The organism is Fundidesulfovibrio agrisoli, from assembly GCF_022808715.1.
Lineage (GTDB): Bacteria > Desulfobacterota > Desulfovibrionia > Desulfovibrionales > Desulfovibrionaceae > Fundidesulfovibrio > Fundidesulfovibrio agrisoli.
Genome location: NZ_JAKZKX010000005.1, coordinates 138266 through 154760 on the forward strand (window position 1 = coordinate 138266; position 16495 = coordinate 154760).

At 67.6% G+C, this 16495-nt stretch carries 16 protein-coding genes; all 16 read left to right on the forward strand.

Annotated features, from left to right (window positions below; genetic code table 11):
• Window positions 1-213 precede the first annotated feature (213 nt).
• A complete protein-coding gene (locus MLE27_RS05655) occupies window positions 214-1104 on the forward strand; it encodes a flagellin N-terminal helical domain-containing protein (protein WP_243310963.1) in 891 nt (296 codons plus the stop codon).
• Window positions 1105-1236: 132 nt separating this feature from the next.
• On the forward strand, window positions 1237-2919 hold the full coding sequence (gene fliD / locus MLE27_RS05660; RefSeq protein ID WP_243310966.1) for a flagellar filament capping protein FliD: 1683 nt from the start codon (window positions 1237-1239) through the stop codon (window positions 2917-2919).
• Between the two features lie 21 nt (window positions 2920-2940).
• A complete protein-coding gene (gene fliS, locus MLE27_RS05665) occupies window positions 2941-3444 on the forward strand; it encodes a flagellar export chaperone FliS (protein ID WP_243310968.1) in 504 nt (167 codons plus the stop codon).
• Between the two features lie 69 nt (window positions 3445-3513).
• Entirely contained in the window at window positions 3514-4575 is a 1062-nt protein-coding gene (locus MLE27_RS05670; protein ID WP_243310970.1) for a glycosyltransferase family 4 protein, read from the forward strand.
• A complete protein-coding gene (locus MLE27_RS05675; protein WP_243310972.1) occupies window positions 4575-5741 on the forward strand; it encodes a glycosyltransferase family protein in 1167 nt (388 codons plus the stop codon). The genes MLE27_RS05670 and MLE27_RS05675 overlap by 1 nt, the downstream gene beginning before the upstream one ends.
• A gap of 63 nt (window positions 5742-5804) precedes the next feature.
• A complete protein-coding gene (locus tag MLE27_RS05680; protein ID WP_243310974.1) occupies window positions 5805-7376 on the forward strand; it encodes a YIP1 family protein in 1572 nt (523 codons plus the stop codon).
• Window positions 7377-7395: 19 nt separating this feature from the next.
• On the forward strand, window positions 7396-7731 hold the full coding sequence (locus MLE27_RS05685) for a hypothetical protein (protein WP_243310976.1): 336 nt from the start codon (window positions 7396-7398) through the stop codon (window positions 7729-7731).
• 57 nt (window positions 7732-7788) lie between these two features.
• Window positions 7789-8517, forward strand: a complete 729-nt coding sequence (locus tag MLE27_RS05690) for a hypothetical protein (RefSeq protein WP_243310978.1) — start codon at window positions 7789-7791, stop codon at window positions 8515-8517.
• 580 nt (window positions 8518-9097) lie between these two features.
• Window positions 9098-10279, forward strand: a complete 1182-nt coding sequence (gene ahbC, locus MLE27_RS05695; RefSeq protein ID WP_243310980.1) for a 12,18-didecarboxysiroheme deacetylase — start codon at window positions 9098-9100, stop codon at window positions 10277-10279.
• A gap of 327 nt (window positions 10280-10606) precedes the next feature.
• Window positions 10607-11581: a porphobilinogen synthase gene (hemB, locus tag MLE27_RS05700; RefSeq protein WP_243310982.1), complete on the forward strand. Its 975-nt coding sequence runs from the start codon at window positions 10607-10609 to the stop codon at window positions 11579-11581.
• A gap of 10 nt (window positions 11582-11591) precedes the next feature.
• Entirely contained in the window at window positions 11592-12821 is a 1230-nt protein-coding gene (gene ahbD, locus MLE27_RS05705) for a heme b synthase (RefSeq protein ID WP_243310983.1), read from the forward strand.
• Window positions 12822-12831: 10 nt separating this feature from the next.
• Window positions 12832-13284: a siroheme decarboxylase subunit alpha gene (ahbA, locus tag MLE27_RS05710; protein ID WP_243310986.1), complete on the forward strand. Its 453-nt coding sequence runs from the start codon at window positions 12832-12834 to the stop codon at window positions 13282-13284.
• Window positions 13281-13940, forward strand: a complete 660-nt coding sequence (gene rpe, locus MLE27_RS05715) for a ribulose-phosphate 3-epimerase (RefSeq protein WP_243310988.1) — start codon at window positions 13281-13283, stop codon at window positions 13938-13940. The genes ahbA and rpe overlap by 4 nt, the downstream gene beginning before the upstream one ends.
• A gap of 5 nt (window positions 13941-13945) precedes the next feature.
• Window positions 13946-14281, forward strand: a complete 336-nt coding sequence (locus tag MLE27_RS05720; RefSeq protein ID WP_243310990.1) for a hypothetical protein — start codon at window positions 13946-13948, stop codon at window positions 14279-14281.
• A 93-nt stretch (window positions 14282-14374) separates the two neighbouring features.
• Window positions 14375-15313, forward strand: coding sequence for a GDP-L-fucose synthase (gene fcl / locus MLE27_RS05725; protein WP_243310992.1), 939 nt, complete (start codon window positions 14375-14377; stop codon window positions 15311-15313).
• A 23-nt stretch (window positions 15314-15336) separates the two neighbouring features.
• The gene (locus tag MLE27_RS05730) at window positions 15337-16494 is read left to right on the forward strand and encodes a glycosyltransferase (protein WP_243310995.1); all 1158 of its coding nucleotides are present in this window, start codon (window positions 15337-15339) and stop codon (window positions 16492-16494) included.
• Window position 16495: the final 1 nt, after the last annotated feature.

A 16495-nucleotide genomic window follows, 5' to 3' on the forward strand; every position in this document is an offset into this window, starting at 1 on the left:
GGGCCTGTCGGAGGTTTTGGACATCAAATCAAGCAATGCCGGATAGTAAGGGGGCGAAACAAGGCGCGGGGCCGGGCCTAAAGGATTTCCGGAACCGGACGATAGGAGTGTCACAGCGGCGCCGCCACCCACAAACCACAAACCGGGGAGCGGGAAAAGGTCTCGCGGCGGACCGCAGGCAAGGAAGCCAACAAAATTCACGGAGGAATCACCATGGCTCTCGTAATCAACCACAACATGATGGCGATGAACGCGTCCCGCAACTTGTCGAACTCGTACGGCAAGCTGAGCGTCTCCACTCGCCGCCTCTCGTCCGGCCTTCGCGTGGGCACCGCTTCTGACGACGCCGCCGGCCTGGCCGTTCGCGAACTGATGCGTTCCAACATCTCTTCGCTCAACCAGGGCGTCCGTAACGCCAACGACGCCATCTCCATGATCCAGACCGCCGACGGCGCCCTGGGCGTGGTGGACGAAAAGCTGATCCGCATGAAGGAGCTGGCGACCCAGGCCGCCACCGGCACCTACACCTCGGACCAGCGCCTCATCATCGACTCCGAGTACCAGGCCATGGCCTCGGAAATCACCCGTATCGCCAACGCCACGGACTTCAACGGCATCTACCTGCTGAACGGCAACCTCTCCGGCGCCACCCACTCCGGCACCGGCCTGGTTTCCACCGGCAAGATGAAGATCCACTTCGGCACCAACAACTACTCCGCCTCCGACTACTACTACGTGCAGATCAACAGCTCCACGGCTTCGGCCCTGGGCGTCGGCGCGGCCGCCGGCGCGGGCAAGGCCGGGCGCTCCATCTCCACGCAGGACCTGGCCCAGAAGTCCCTGGACGCCCTGAACAAGGCCATCGTCTCCAAGGACAAGATCCGCGCCAACCTGGGCGCCCTGCAGAACCGCCTGTCCAACACGGTGCAGAACCTGCAGATCCAGGCCGAGAACCTGCAGTCCGCAGAGTCGCAGATCTCCGACGTGGACGTGGCCACCGAAATGACGGAATTCACCCGTCAGCAGATCCTCACCCAGTCCGCCGTGGCCATGCTCGGCCAGGCCAACAACCTGCCCAAGATGGCCCAGCAGCTGCTCGGCTAATCCGGGAAATAGAACCGATTCCAGCCGGCCGGCCCGCCCAGGCGGACCGGCCGGCTGAACGGTTCGGCGCGGGGTTTGCTATCTTCCGGTCAAGGCGAACTGCCCCGGCAATTATTTCCCAGGGGGACGGTCATGGCGATCGGAGACGTAACAGGCGGAACCACCACATCCGGCCAAGTAACATTCACCGGGCTCGGCAACGGCACCGACTTCAACAGCCTCATCCAGAAGCTGGTGCAGGTCGAGCAGTCCCGCGTGAACATCTACCAGACCTGGAAACAATCCTGGCTGGACAAGAACGTCGCGTTCAAGGCCCTGAACACGGAGATGCTCACCCTGCGCTCCAGCCTGCAGAGCATGGACACCATCGGTGAGTTCCTGAAGAAGACCGCAGCCTCCACCAATTCCGACGCACTCACCGCCACGGCGGGCGGCGACGCCGAAACCGGCACCACCAGCTACACCGTGGCCCAGCTGGCCAAGAACAAGACCATGGTCACGGGCACGGGCTACGCCTCCCTGACCCAGAACATCAACACCCTGGGCACGGCCGCCAAGTTCACCTACACCTACAAGGGCGTCACAGTCAGCAACGCCATCCCGGCCAACTGCACTTTGACCGACCTGGCCGCCATCATCAACGTCAACTCGGCCAACAAGGGCGTGCGCGCCTCCACGGTCTTCGACGGCACCAACTACTACCTGCAGCTCAAGGGGCTGGACACCGGCGCGGCCGCGTCGCTGGTGGTCTCCGGGGCCTCGACCCTGCCGAATTTCAAGGCGGCCAACTTCAGCGTCACCCAGAACAACCAGGACGCCAAGCTCAAGATCAACGGCTGGCCGCTCTCCAACGCCTACATCACCCGGCCCACCAACACCATTTCGGACGTGGTGGCGGGTCTGACCCTGTCGCTCAAGTCCTCGGGCTCGGGGCTCATCACCGTGAACACCGACATCGACTCCGTGGTGGAGAACGTCAAAACGTTCGTCACCCAGGTCAACAAGGTGCGCTCCATGATCCGGGACCTGACCAAGGTGGACTCCACCACCAAGCAGGCCTCGATCCTGACGGGCAACTACGGCCTGCAGATCTGCGACTCCATCATGAAGAACATCACGGCGGCCGACGGCGTGGGCTTCAGCCATAGCACGGACAAATACACCTCGCTGTCACCCCTGGGCCTCTCAACCGACGCGGTGGAGGGCTCCACCACGGAGGGCCTCATCACGCTGGACGAGGCCATGCTGCGCAGCCAGCTCGCCTCCAACGCCAACGCGGTGGGCCTGATCTTCGCGGGCACCTACGTGGGCGATACGGACAGCTCCGACATCAGCTACTCCTCCTACATCAGCGGGCTGACCAAGGCGGGCAACTACAAGGTCAGCTACACCGTGACCGCCGGCAAGGTCAGCGCGGCCACCATCGGCGGCCAGCCCGCCACCTTCGACCCGGTCAAGAACACCATCACGGGCAAGGCGGGCACGCCCGCGGCCGGTATGGTCGTGCAGGTGAACAACAACACCGACGGCAGCTACACCCACACGGTGAACCTGCGCCTGGGCAAGGCGCCGGAGCTGGTCGACGAACTGGCGGACCTGACCAACGCGGACACAGGCCCCCTGAACATCCTGCAGAAGAACTACGTGACCATCTCCGACAACATCCAGAAGAAGATCGACTACGAAAACAAGCGCATCTCAGCCTATGCGCAGAGCCTCAAGAACAAGTTCTCCAAGCTGGACGCGCTGCTTGGCACCTACAACCAGCAGCAGACCAGCCTTGCCTCCCAGATCACGCAGATGAGCAAGTCTTAGGGCTCCAAGGAGTAATTCACCATGCAAAAGGCGGCGCAAGCATACATCCAGACCCAGGTGAACACCGTCACCCAGGGCGACCTGGTGATCATGCTCTTCGACGGCTGCATAAAGTTCCTGCGCCAGGCCAAGGAGGCCATGTCCGACAAGGACTACGCGCGCAAGGGCGTCCTCATCTCCAAGGCCCTGGACGTCATCGCCGAACTGCAGAGCAGCCTGAACCTGCAGAAGGGCGGGGAGGTGGCAGAGAACCTCTCCAAGCTCTACCTGCTGTGCTCCACCAAGCTGCTCATGGCCAACATGAACATGGACCAGGGCATCGTGGACCAGGTCGTGAACATGCTCTCCGGCGTGCGCGACGCCTTCGCCCAGATCAACACCCCCGAGTTCGTGCCCCAGGCTCCCGTCGCCACGCAGCAGGCCCGCAGCACCGGCCCCGGCCTGGCCACCGCGGGCATGGCCGCCCCGTCGGCGGGCGCGCCCGTGCACAAGGCCTTCGCGGCCTACTCCCAGGCCAAGAAGTAGGGGGCCGGCGACCGGGCGGGCAGGGCCGCGCGCTCTGGACGCTGGGCGCGCTTTGGGCAATAGTGCCGCATGCGCCATGAACCGCCTGTCCGCGTGCTGCACGTGGTCAAGTCCCTCGGCCTCGGGGGCACCGAAAAGGCCATGCAGCTCCTGGCCGCCAACCTCGACCGCTCCGTTTTCGCCCCCTTCGTGCTCAGCGCCGGGGACGGCCCCCGCCGCGCCAGGCTCAAGGCCGCGGGCATCCCGGTGATCCTCGGCGGCGACCTCTACGAAACCCTCCTGCAACTCAAGCCGGACGTGGTGCACCTGCACCGCGCGGGCTGGCCCGAACCCGAACTCACCACCCCGCTCAAGCGTTTCCGGCCCCGCCTCGTGGTGGAGACCAACGTCTTCGGCCGCCTGGACGCCAGCACCGGCGGGACCGTGGTGGACATGCACCTGCTGGTCTCGCCGTTCTGTCTGCGCCGCCTGCTGGCCCACCACGGCCCCCAGGTGGACCCGGCGAAATACGGCGTGCTGCCCAACCCCATCGACACGGACCTCTTCGCGGCCTGCTGCCCCGGGCCGGATCTTTCCCGAAGGACGGCCGTGCGCGTCTCCCGCCCGGACCCGGGCAAATGGTCGCGCCTGAGCTTCGAGATGCTGCCCATCCTGGCGCGCTTGGCCCCGGATTTCGTGTTCCGGGTGCTTGGGGCCACCCCCGAATTCGAGGATTTCATCCGCACCCAGGGCCTTGCGGCCAACGTGGAGCTGCTGCCCCAGGTGGAGAGCGACGAGGAACTGGCGGGGCTGTTCTCCCGCTGCGCCGCATTCGCCCACGGCTGCGACACGGGCGAATCCTTCGGCATGGCCATCGCCGAGGCCATGGCCTGCGGGCTGCCCGTGGTCACGCATCCGGCCCAGGGGGATCGCGACAACGCCCACCTGGACCTTGTGGAGCACGGCGTCACCGGGCTGGTGGCGGACACGGCCGAAGACTACGCGGGCGCGCTACGCTGGCTCTGGGACAATCCGGACGAGGCCCGGCGCATGGGCCAGGCAGGGAAGGCCAAGGTTGCGGCCAACTACCGGGCGCAGCTGGTGGCCGAGAACCTGGGCAGCCTCTACCTGGACCTGCTGGGGCGGCGCTGATGGACCCCTTCGCCCCCTACACCGCCCAGGCGCTCTCCTTCCGGCTGGCTGGCCAGCCCGAGGACTACCCCGTGGGGCCGTACCGTCCCGGCGCGCTGGACGCTGGCCTTCGCCAGGCCGTCCGGGCCGGGCACTGCGTGCTGCTGGGCGCGGGCTCGGGCGCGGCATTGGCGGACATCCGCGCCCGCCTGCCCGAGGGCGTGGGCCTGAGCGTGTGCGAGCTCTACCCGGACAGGGCCGCGGCCATGGCGCGAATCGGGGCGCAGGCCGGGGCAGGGGAGGCCTGGCTGCTGGCCGACACCTCCGAGACGGCCCTGGCCTGGATGCTCTTTTCCGCAGGCCTGGTCCCGGGGCGGGCCGCGTGCCTGCTCAACCCCGAGGTGGCCGACCCGGCCGCCAAGGCCCGCTTCAAGACGGTGCAGCGCCTGCACGCCGCCTATTCCCCCCTGGAAATTCCTTCCGCCCCGGCCGACTGCCCCTCGCTCTGCGTGGCGGCCATCCTCCACCCCGGCGAGCCGGACCTGGAGGGCTTTTTCGCGGCCCTGCCCCGTGCCGCGAGCGAGGCCGTGGCCCTCTGGGACGCCCCGGAGCCACCCGCGCATTCCCCGGCTTCGCCCATCCCGGTGCGCCATCTGGCCCACCCCCTGGGCGCGGACTTCGCGGCCCAGCGCAACCGGCTGCTGGCCGCCTGCCGAACGGACTGGGTGCTCATGCTCGACGCGGACGAGCGCCTGGACCCGGCCCTCGCGGCCATGCTGCCCGGGTTGACCGCACAGGATCGATGCGCGGCCTTCGCCTTCCCCCGGCGGGCCGTGGGGCCAGGGGGCGTGAAGGTGGGCTTCGGTCTCTGGCCGGACCTGCAGTTGCGTCTGTTCCGGCGGCTGCCCGGGCTGCGCTTCGTGCGGCCCGTGCACGAACGGCTGGAGGGGCTCTCCGGGCCTACAGGGCTGTGCGTGGGGGCTGGCATCCGCCACCTGTGCGACAGCCTCAAGCAGGCCGGGGCCATCGACGGCAAGCTGGCCCTGTTCGACAAGGCCGCCGGGCGGGCGGGACTGCACCGGCGCAGCGGGGAATACCCCGCCGTGCCCGAGGCGTACCTGGCGGGCCTGCCGGGAGCGGCGCTGGTGGGGCAATGGCCCGAGTCGGTCAGCTTCCTTCCCCTTTGACGTTGATTTGCGCGCCGAGGCGGGCTAATGCCAGATGAGGCCCATCGCCATGAAAGGTTACTGATGCGCATCGTCTGCCCACAATGCGGGTACAGCAGGGACATCCCCGAGGATAAGATCCCGGCCCGCTCGAGCATCGCAAGCTGTCCCAAGTGCTCCTTCCGCTTCCGCTTCCGGGGCTTTCAGGCCCAGCCGGAGCGGCAGGACGACTTGGCGGAGCCCGTCTACCCGCCCAGGCCCTCGCGCCCGGCGCGGGAGCCCGAACCTGCGTCCAGGCCCCCGTTCGAAGCGCGCTCCCAGCGGCTCTACACCGGCGAGGATGAACAGCCTCCCTACACCCAGGCCCCACCCAGGCCCCAGGCCCGCTGGCTGCCCGACCCCGAGCCCGAACCGGCCGCCCCAGCCTCTCGGGACTTGCCCCCCCGCGATCCGGCGCCCGGAACCTACGAGCCCCAGGACGGCCCCTACCGCCAGCCCCCCTCCGACCGCTACGGAGCGAACCTCCCCGGCGCCGAAGAGGACGGGACGGCCGCGCCGCGCCGCGCTTACAGGGCGCAGGCCGCGCCCGCGCAGCCTTTCGAGCCCGAGGCGGTGGTGTCCTACCCGCCGCCGCGCCCCTCTGCGGAGCCCGAGCCCGTGGCGGAAAGTCCGGCCACGGAGACCCGCCCGCAGATCCATTTCCCCGAGCCTCCCCCGGCCGAGCCTCTGGCCCCCGCGCCGGTCCCGGCTCCTGAACCCGAGCCGGAGCCGGAATCCACGGAGCACCGCGAGTGGAACCTGCCGCCCACGTCACCCAGGCCCGACCCCGCGCCCAAGGCGGCCCGTGAGGATTCGGAAGCCCCGGCGGGGCAGCAGCAGGCCCAGGCCCAGGCCGGCGACGACTCCGTGCGCGACATCTGGGCCCGCTTGCAGGCCATGGGCGCCAAGCCCGCCGCGACCCAGGCCCCCGGCGCGACGCGCCAGAGCCAGCAGGGCCAGTCCGGCGAACCCAGGCCTTCCGCGCAATCCGGGCCGGAGACCCTGGCCCCCTGGGAACAGCTTGAGCATTTCGGGGTGATCCCGGCCTTCACGCTCACGGCCAAGAACATCCTGGCCAACCCCGGCGACTTCTTCGACCAGCTGCCCTCGGGCACGGGCAAGGTCCGGCCCCTGATCTTCGCGGTGGCCGTGTGCATGGTCACCGTGCTCTTCGGGCTGGTCTGGAACTTCTTCGGCATGGGTCCCAACCTCTCGGAGCTGGGGCGCACCGAGTGGTTCCAGGGCCTGGGCGCGGGGGCGCTGGGCAGGCTGGCCTGGGTCGGCCTGGCCCCCATCCTGGTCACGGCCTTCGTGTTCCTGGATTCGGCCCTGGCCCACCTGCTGCTGGGGCTGTTGCGCGCGGCCGCCAAACCCTACGAGGACACCTTCCGCACCGTCTGCTACGCCGGAGGCCCCTGGCTCCTGGCGGCCTTGCCTGTGCCGTATTCGTATCTTATACCTGTGGTGCTCATCTGGCACATGACCCTCCAGGCCATCGGCCTGAAGAAGCTGCACAGCGCGGGCTACCCCCAGGTGCTGGCGGCCGTGCTGGTGAAGTGGTCCATGTATTTCATGGCCTCGTTCGCCATACTGCACCTGCTGCTGACGCGCAGGTAGCGCGGGGAGGTTCGGGCCCATGGTCGCCTGGCTCAAACGCATGCTTTCAAGCCTGGTGTCGCGCAGACGCATAGCCCGCGACACGGGGCCTGTCGCGTTCCAGACCCTCTCCAAGGAGATGCGCGAGCTGGCCGAGATCGCCAGCCGCGTCTGGCCGGACGAGCCCTCCTTCCAGTCCCGGATCAAGAGCATCCAGGAAGAGATGGACCAGCTCGACGAACTCACGGCCAAGCCCGAATTCCGCCTGCTCCCCCTGCAGAAGAGGGTGGAGCTGCGCGAAAGCCTGCTGCACTCCAAGACGCAGCTCATGGACACCGTGTCCACAGCGCCGCCCCCGACCACCCGGCCCCAATAGGCCCCCAGGCGCGATTCTTGCTTCGAATCAGAAAATCACCTCCCGCGAGGACGGATTATGAAACGCTTGCTCCTTGCCGCGGCCCTTGCCGCCTTGACCGCCTCTTGCGCGCTTGATCCCAAGATCGCCGAGCAGTCCACGCTCTACGTGGACGTGCACGTCAAGCGCAACAACCCCTCCGTGTACGTGCAGCCCATGAACGCGCCCACCCGGCCCTTCAAGGCCGTGGTGCTGCCCTTCGCCGTGCAGCAGGACATCACCAACGCCCGCCACCTCTCCAAGCAGCTCACCGAGGTGTTCGCCAACACCTGGATGCAGGATCAGGTGTTCCCGGCCATCTTCTACGAACCCTCGCAGGAGGGCCTCTCCAACGAGCAGGCCATCCTCGTCGGGCGCGACCGCGGCGCGGACTGCGTGGTGGTGGGCCGCCTGGCCTACATCCTGGCGGGCGGCACCCGCTCGGATTCGGCCGTGTCCCTCTCCTTCGAGATCATCGACGTCAACTCCGGCCAGCGCATCTGGTCCATGGCCCAGGCCGGGCGCATGGACCCGGACCGCAGCGCGGACTTCGTGCTCTTCAAGCGCGAGAGCCGCATGCCGCAGGACCCCCTGTGGTCCATCATGACCGCCCTGGGCCACGACACCGGCGGGGCCATCAAGAAGTGGAACACCGGCATGCAGTACCAGAGCCCGGGAGCCACCAGCGCGCCCGTCTCCATCCCCAAGGACCACGCCCCGCCCCCGCCGCCCAAGGCCCCGCTCCAGAGCTCCAAGCTGGAGAACTAGGGGAGGGAAGGGCAGGAGGGAAGAGGCCTCCGGCGGCCAAAGGGAGTTCCTCCCTTTGGAATCCTTTATAGCTTCGCGTCGATCTCGGGCAGCGCCATCCGCGCTGCCCGTTTTTTGTTGGCGGCCCAATGGTTCGCCAGAACGGGAATGGCGTTTTTCCTGTCGCAACCCGACCGCGCTTGCATGTTCCCCCTGGCCGTTGCGCCGCGCCACCAGGACGATCATCGCGCTGGCGCTTGCGCCAGAGGGCCGCAGGCCCGGCAGCTTGATCGTCCTGGTGGCGCGGGGCGGCGGCCAGGGGGAACATCGAACCGGAGTTTGCGCCGAGGGGCCGCAGGCCCGGCAGCTTGATCGGCCGGGTGGCGCGCAGCGGCTCCAGGGGGTACACCCAGACGAAATTCGCGCCAGACGCGGCCACTCCAGAACCCGGCGTCTTCCCATCCGGCCAGGAATGACTACTATCCTCCATGCTTTCCGGCGCTTGTAATCCCGGCCGCCGAAAATGTGATCCAAGTCCTTTCGGACCGGGGGGAAAAATGCTAGTCCCCCCTTCCACACAAGTTTCAATCGAGGTCATAGCATGATTGGCATCTCCAAGCTTTACTGCGGTACCGTGGAATCCTCCGACGCCCTGCGCTACGGACGCCACTCCGGCAAGCTGCCCTCCCACCTGCTTCAGTTCTCCAAGGACAAGAAGCCCGTGGTGGTCTGGAACATGACCAAGCGCTGCAACCTGAAGTGCGTCCACTGCTACGCCAAGGCCATCGACGAGACCGGGAAGGACCCCATCTCCACCGAACAGGGCAAGGCCCTGATCGACGATCTCGCCTCCTACGGCGCGCCGGTCATGCTGTTCTCCGGCGGCGAGCCCCTGGTCCGGCAGGATCTGGTGGAGCTGGCCCACCACGCCGTGGGGCGCGGGATGCGCGCGGTCATCTCCACCAACGGCACGCTCATCACCAAGCAGAAGGCCAAGGAACTCAAGGAAGTGGGCCTCTCCTACGTGGGCATCTCGCTCGACGGCATGGAGGAGATCCACGACAAGTTCCGCGCCGTGCCCGGCAGCTTCAAGAAGGCCCTGCAGGGCATCGAGAACTGCCAGGCCGAGGGCCTCAAGGTGGGCCTGCGCTTCACCATCAACAAGCGCAACTGGACCGAGGTGCCCCACCTGTTCGACCTCATCCGCGACCTGGAAGTGCCCCGCATCTGCTTCTACCACCTGGTCTACTCCGGGCGCGGCTCCGAGCTCATCAAGGAAGACCTGGACCACGCCGAGACCCGTCAGGTGGTCGACCTCATCATGGACCGCACCCGTCAGCTTTTCGACGCCGGGCACGAGAAGGAAGTCCTCACCGTGGACAACCACGCCGATGGCCCGCACGTGTACTACCGCCTGCTCAAGGAAGACCCCAAGCGCGCCGAGGAGGTCATGGAGCTGCTCCAGTTCAACGAGGGCAACAACTCCGGGCGCGGCATCGGCTGCATCTCCTGGGACGGCCAGGTCCACGCCGACCAGTTCTGGCGCAACCACACCTTCGGCAACGTGCTGGAGCGGCCCTTCTCCGAGATCTGGGACGACCCCAACATCGAACTGCTGGCCAAGCTCAAGAACAAGAAGGAGCACGTGGGCGGCCGCTGCAAGGACTGCCGCTTCCTGAACATCTGCGGCGGCAACTTCCGCGCCCGCGCCGAGGCCTACTACGGCGACGTCTGGGCGCAGGACCCCGCCTGCTACCTGACGGAAGAAGAGATCAAGAAGTAGGGAAGACAAGGGGCGCCGCCCCTTGACCCCGCCAGAGGGACGGAGTTCCTCTGGACTCCCTTCCGGCTTCGCGGGATTCGCGAGTCGATGCTGGGGGTTCGGCGCGAAACGCGCCGAAGGATAGTGCACTCATGACCCGCCGGGACGAGCGCCGCTTCGGGCGCGGTCCCGGCGGTTTATCTCGGGCCGTACCCGCCCACGAATCCCGCGAAGCGGTCGCGGGGTCCAGGGGGATCATCCCCCTGGCGGGAGAGTCCGGAGAGGGCAGCGCCCTCTCTGGCCGCCGGAGGCATCCCCTTGCCCCCGGCAACCTTCAGGAGGACGCCAATGTTCGACTTCCATCGCGGCCGCCGCCTGCGCCGCACCCCGGCCATGCGCGACCTGGTGCGCGAGACCGCGCTTTCCCGCAACGACCTCATCATGCCCTATTTCGTGGCCGAGACCGGCCCGGCGGACATGGTCAAACCCATCGGAGCCATGCCGGGCCAGAACCAACTCGGCATGAAAGCCCTGGTGGAGCGCGTGGCCAAGGCCGTGGACAAGGGCCTGCAGTCCGTCATCCTGTTCGGCATACCCAACGTCAAGGACCCGGTTGGCAGCCAGGGCTACGCCGAGGACGGCGTGGTGCAGCGCGCCGTGCGGGAGCTCAAGGCGAAGTTCCCCAAGCTGGTGGTGGTCACGGACGTGTGCCTCTGCGAATACACCTCCCACGGCCACTGCGGCGTGCTGGACGGGGAGGGCAGGGTGCTGAACGACCCCACCCTGGAGCTGCTGGCCCGCACCGCGCTCTCCCATGCCCAGGCCGGGGCGGACATCGTGGCCCCCTCTGACATGATGGACGGCCGCGTGGCCGCCATCCGGGCCGTGCTGGACGGAAACGGGTACGAAGAGATACCGGTTATGTCATACGCGGTGAAGTACGCCTCCGCGTTTTACGGGCCGTTCCGCGAGGCGGCGGAGTCCGCGCCCAAGAGCGGGGACCGCAAGTCCTACCAGATGGACCCGGCCAACTGGCGCGAGGCCCTGCGCGAGGCCGCGGCGGACGTGGCCGAGGGCGCTGACTTCCTGATGGTCAAGCCGGCCGGCCCGTACCTGGATATCATCAGGCTCGTGCGCGACAACTTCGACCTGCCTTTGGCCGCCTACCAGGTCAGCGGCGAGTACTCCATGATAAAGGCCGCGGCCCAACTGGGCTGGATCGACGAGAAGGCGGTCATGCTGGAGTCGCTGCTGTCCATCAAGCGCGCCGGGGCGGATTTGATCCTGACGTATTTCACCGAAGACATGCTGGACAGGCTGTAGGAGGGCGGACGTGCATCCTCATTCCAAAGGACATCCCGGCCCGCAGCTTGCCGGTTCTCCCGGCGCGGGACATGCCGGGGGCGGCCACCCCGGCGGTCATCCTCTCGGCCATCCGGGCGCCATGCCCAAGACCCTGCCCAACGGCGCGCCCCCGGTGCGCCTGGTGGCCTGGGAGATCACCCGGCGCTGCAACCTGGCCTGCAAGCACTGCCGCGCCGAGGCCCACTTCGAGCCCTACCCGGGCGAGCTGAGCAACGCCCAGGCCAAGGCGCTCATCGACACCTTCCCCGAGGTCGGCAACCCCATCATCATCTTCACCGGCGGGGAGCCCCTCATGCGCCCCGACTGGGACGATCTGGTGGCCTACGCCAACGCCAAGGGCCTGCGCTGCGTCATGGCCCCCAACGGCACGCTCATCACGGCGGAGAACGCCCGGCGCATGAAGGAGGTGGGCATCCAGCGCTGCTCCATCTCCATCGACGGCCCCGATCCCGAGACCCACGACGAGTTCCGTGGCGAGAAGGGGGCCTTCGCGGGCGCGCTGCGCGGCATCCAGCACCTGAAGGACGCCGGGATCGAGTTCCAGATCAACACCACGGTCACCAAGTCCAACCTGCACAACTTCAAGAAGATCTTCGAGCTGTGCGAGTCGCTCGGGGCCAGCGCATGGCACATCTTCCTGCTGGTGCCCACGGGCCGCGCCACGGAGATCGCCGCCCAGGTGATCACGGCCGAGGAGTACGAGACCGTGCTCAACTGGTTCCACGACTTCCGCAAGACCACCTCCATGCAGCTCAAGGCCACCTGCGCGCCGCATTATTACCGGATCATGCGCCAGCGCGCCAAGGAGGACGGCGTGCCCGTGACGCCCGACAACTTCGGGCTGGACGCGCTCACGCGCGGCTGCCTGGGCGGCATCGGGTTCTGCTTCATCTCGCACTCGGGCACGGTGCAGCCCTGCGGCTACCTGGAGCTGGACTGCGGCAACGTGCTGGAGACGCCGTTCCCCGAGATATGGGAGAAGACGGAGTGGTTCAGGAAGTTCCGGGACCAGAAGCAGTACGAGGGCAAGTGCGGCCCCTGCGAGTACCACAAGGTCTGCGGCGGATGCCGGGCCAGGGCCTTCACCATGAAGGGCGACCCCATGGCCCCCGAGCCGCTGTGTACCTACCAGCCCAAGCGGGGCGGGGAGAAACCCGAAGGCCACGGGGGTTTTGCCTCCGGCGGGCAAGTGGAGTAGAGTGGTCCGCATGGACGCATACGACCGCAAGATTCTCGACATCATCCAGTCCGGCTTCCCCATCGAGGAGCGGCCCTACGCCGCGGTGGGCGAACAGCTCGGCCTCACCGAGTCCGAGGTGCTGGCCCGCGTGAGGGCGCTTAGGGCCAAGGGCGTCATCCGGCGCATCGGGGCCAACTTCAGCTCGGGTTCCCTGGGCTGGCAGAGCACGCTGTGCGCCGCGCGCGTGCCGGAAGCGCAGATCGAGGCCTTCGTGGCCGAGGTCAACTCCCACCACGGGGTGACCCACAACTACCTGCGCGACCACTCCTTCAATGTCTGGTTCACCATGATCGCGCCGGACATGGCCGCCGTGCGGGCCACCCTGGCCGAGATCACCCGCAAGACCGGCATCTCCGTGCTGAACCTGCCCGCCGAGGAGCTCTTCAAGATCAAGGTGGACTTCGCCATGGAGGGCGCATGATCCTCTCCCCCTCGCTGCTCTCGTCCGATTTCGGCCGCCTGGCCGAGGAGCTGACAGCCCTGGAGGCCGCCGGCATCCCCTGGGTGCACTGGGACGTGATGGACGGGCTGTTCGTGCCCAACATCACGGTGGGGCCGCTGGTCATCAAGAGCCTGCGCCCGGTGTCCAAGCTGTTCTTCGACGTGCACCTGATGATCGAGCGCCCGGAGCGCTACCTGGCCGATTTCGTCTCCGCCGGGGCGGACCTGGTCTGCGTGCACGCCGAGAGCACGCACCACCTGGAGCGCGCCGTGGCCGAGATCGCCCGCCTGGGCGCGAAGCCCGCCGTGGCGCTCAACCCGGCCACACCCCTCTCCGCCGTGGAGTACCTGCTGCCGCAGCTCTCCATGGTGCTGGTGATGAGCGTGAACCCCGGATTCGGGGGGCAGTCCTTCATCGGGTTCTGCATGGAGAAGATCCGCTCCCTGCGGGCCATGATTAAGGCCCAGGGCGCTGAGACGCTCATTCAGGTGGACGGCGGCGTCACCCTGGAGAACTGCGCGGAGATCGTGCGGGCCGGGGCGGACGTGCTGGTGAGCGGCTCGGCCTTCTTCGGCTACCCGCCCTACGCCGAGCGCTTCGCGGCCTTCAACCGGGCCGTGGAAGCCGGTCGCTGACCGCCATGACGCGCACCCGGGACGACCTGGCCGAGGCCATCAGGGACCACTTCATCTGCGTCCTCGGGCTGGGCGAGAGCGCGGCCCGCTCCCTGGTGGGCACCAGCCGGGACGCCCTCAGGCGCTCCATGGCCTCCCTGGGCGAAGCCATGCGCCAGGGCGACCGCGAGCGCACGGCCTTCTGGGCGCACAACGTGAAGGGCAACCTGCTCAACACGGGGCTGAAGGAGCTGGCGGTGCTGGCCCTGGCCATCGAACGGGCGGCCGACGAGCCTGCCGCCCTGCTGCCGCTGGAAACCCTGAACAAGCTGGCCCGCGAACTCTCCCCTTTTCTGTCCTGAGCCGGTTTCCCGGGCCTTGTGGGCCACTAGCCATCCAGGCCGCGCCGTGCTAAGGGGCGTCGGTCTTTCAATCCCCTCTGCAACGGAAACAATGTGAGCAACGAGCGAATTTTCGTGGCGGGCCACCGGGGGCTGGTGGGCTCGGCCGTGGTGCGGGTCCTGGAGGGCCGCCCCGGTTGTGAGGCCGTCACCCGCACCCGGGCGCAGCTCGACCTCACCGACCAGGCCGCCGTGCGCCGCTTCATGGCCGAGGTCAAGCCGCACAAGATCGTGCTGGCCGCGGCCAAGGTGGGCGGCATCCACGCCAACAACACCTACCCGGCCGAGTTCATCTGGCAGAACTCCATCATCCAGTGCAACGTCATCGACGCGGCCTACCGTGAGGGCGTGGAGAAGCTCGTGTTCCTGGGCTCCTCCTGCATCTACCCCAAGTTCGCGCCCCAGCCCATGACCGAGGACTGCCTGCTCACCAGCGCCCTGGAGCCCACCAACGAGTGGTACGCCGTGGCCAAGATCGCGGGCATCAAGATGTGCCAGGCCTACCGCCGCCAGTACGGCTTCGACGCCGTGAGCCTGATGCCCACCAATCTGTACGGGCCGGGCGACAACTTCGATCTGCAGAACTCCCACGTGCTCCCGGCGCTGCTGCGCCGCTTCCACGAGGCCGCGCAGACCGGGGCCGAGAGCGTGACGGTGTGGGGCACGGGCAACGTCTGCCGCGAGTTCCTGCATGTGGACGACTGCGCCCGCGCCATCGTCTACTGCATGGACAACTACTCCGACGAGCGCATCGTCAACGTGGGCACCGGCGAGGACGTGACCATCCGCGAACTGGCCGAGACTGTGGCGCGCGTTACGGGCTTCAAGGGCCGCATCGAATTCGACCCCACCAAGCCCGAGGGCACGCCGCGCAAGCTGCTGGACGTCTCGCGCCTGAAAGCCCTGGGCTGGAGCCCCGCCATCGGGCTGGAGCAGGGCATCGCGGGCACCTACCGCTGGTTCCTCGACAACATCCATACTCTGCGCGGCTAAGACTGCGCGGGAAAAGAGCGTCTATGCGTTTCGAATCCATCGTGCTCGTCAGCCACGTCACGGACCTCTCCGGCCCATCCGAGGCAGTTGAGAACTACCTCAAGAGCCGCTCCAAGCGCCTGGGGGTGATCTACCACCCCTTCCACTACTGCGCGGACCGCCGCTCCCGCATGAAGGAGTACGACGGAGCGTTCCTGCGCCGCGAGGTCAAGGAGGGCGGCTGGGCCCTGCCCCCGCTGCTGACCTACGTCAAGGACGCGCTCTTCACCCTGTTCTACTTCCTGCGCCTGGGCGGGCGCTTCGAAGTGTACCTGGGCGCGGACCCGCTCAACACCGTGGTGGGGGTGATCCTCAAGAAGCTCGGGCTCACGCGCTTCGTGATCTTCTACACCATCGACTGGATGCCCGAGCGCTTCGCCAACAAGTGGTTGAACGCCATCTACCACTGGCTGGACCGCTTCTGCGTGCGCAACTGCGACGCGGCCTGGAACATCTCCCCGCGCATCGTGGACGTGCGCCGCTCCCAGGGGCTGCCCGACAGCCGCAACATCCTGGTGCCCGTGGGCGTGGACCTGGAGAAGATCGAGCTGCCGGACAAGTCCGCCACGGAGCCCGCCGCCCTGGTGCTCTTGGGCGCCTTGGCCCCCTCCAAGGGCGTGGACCTGGTGATCGACGCCTTCCCCAGCCTCAAGAAGCGCTTCCCGCAGCTGGCCCTGCACGTCATCGGCAAGACGCCCCACGACGCCGTGGAGGACGGGGTGGTCTACCAGCCCTACGAGCCACGGCTCAAGGCCCTGGGCGAGGGCGTGGTGCTGCACGGGGCCAAGCCCCACGACGAGGTGCTGGCCATGCTGCCCGGCTACGACATCTCGCTGGCCCTCTACAAGCCTTCCCCCAACAACCTCTCCCAGTGGGCCGACCCCTCCCGCGTGAAGGACTATCTGGCCTGCGGCCTGCCCGTAATCATCACTCCCGTGCCCGAGATCCACAAGGATATCGCCGAACTGGAGGCGGGCATCGTGGTGGATTACGAGGTGGAGCCCCTGGCGGAGGCCATCGGCTCCCTGCTGGCCGACCCGCAGAAATGGCGCAGGATGCGCGAGAACGCCCTGGCCTACATGCAGTCCTACTCCTGGTCCGCCATTCTGGACGGGGTGTTCGAGAAGTCCTTCAAGGCCTAGC

Coding starts and splice junctions, on each gene's coding strand:
- rpe (WP_243310988.1), top strand. CDS start 13,281: ATGATCCTCTCCCCCTCGCTGCTCTCGTCCGATTTCGGCCGCCTGGCC.
- ahbC (WP_243310980.1), top strand. CDS start 9,098: ATGATTGGCATCTCCAAGCTTTACTGCGGTACCGTGGAATCCTCCGAC.
- MLE27_RS05690 (WP_243310978.1), top strand. CDS start 7,789: ATGAAACGCTTGCTCCTTGCCGCGGCCCTTGCCGCCTTGACCGCCTCT.
- MLE27_RS05730 (WP_243310995.1), top strand. CDS start 15,337: ATGCGTTTCGAATCCATCGTGCTCGTCAGCCACGTCACGGACCTCTCC.
- MLE27_RS05680 (WP_243310974.1), top strand. CDS start 5,805: ATGCGCATCGTCTGCCCACAATGCGGGTACAGCAGGGACATCCCCGAG.
- MLE27_RS05675 (WP_243310972.1), top strand. CDS start 4,575: ATGGACCCCTTCGCCCCCTACACCGCCCAGGCGCTCTCCTTCCGGCTG.
- fliD (WP_243310966.1), top strand. CDS start 1,237: ATGGCGATCGGAGACGTAACAGGCGGAACCACCACATCCGGCCAAGTA.
- hemB (WP_243310982.1), top strand. CDS start 10,607: ATGTTCGACTTCCATCGCGGCCGCCGCCTGCGCCGCACCCCGGCCATG.
- MLE27_RS05655 (WP_243310963.1), top strand. CDS start 214: ATGGCTCTCGTAATCAACCACAACATGATGGCGATGAACGCGTCCCGC.
- MLE27_RS05720 (WP_243310990.1), top strand. CDS start 13,946: ATGACGCGCACCCGGGACGACCTGGCCGAGGCCATCAGGGACCACTTC.
- fliS (WP_243310968.1), top strand. CDS start 2,941: ATGCAAAAGGCGGCGCAAGCATACATCCAGACCCAGGTGAACACCGTC.
- MLE27_RS05670 (WP_243310970.1), top strand. CDS start 3,514: ATGCGCCATGAACCGCCTGTCCGCGTGCTGCACGTGGTCAAGTCCCTC.
- ahbA (WP_243310986.1), top strand. CDS start 12,832: ATGGACGCATACGACCGCAAGATTCTCGACATCATCCAGTCCGGCTTC.
- MLE27_RS05685 (WP_243310976.1), top strand. CDS start 7,396: ATGGTCGCCTGGCTCAAACGCATGCTTTCAAGCCTGGTGTCGCGCAGA.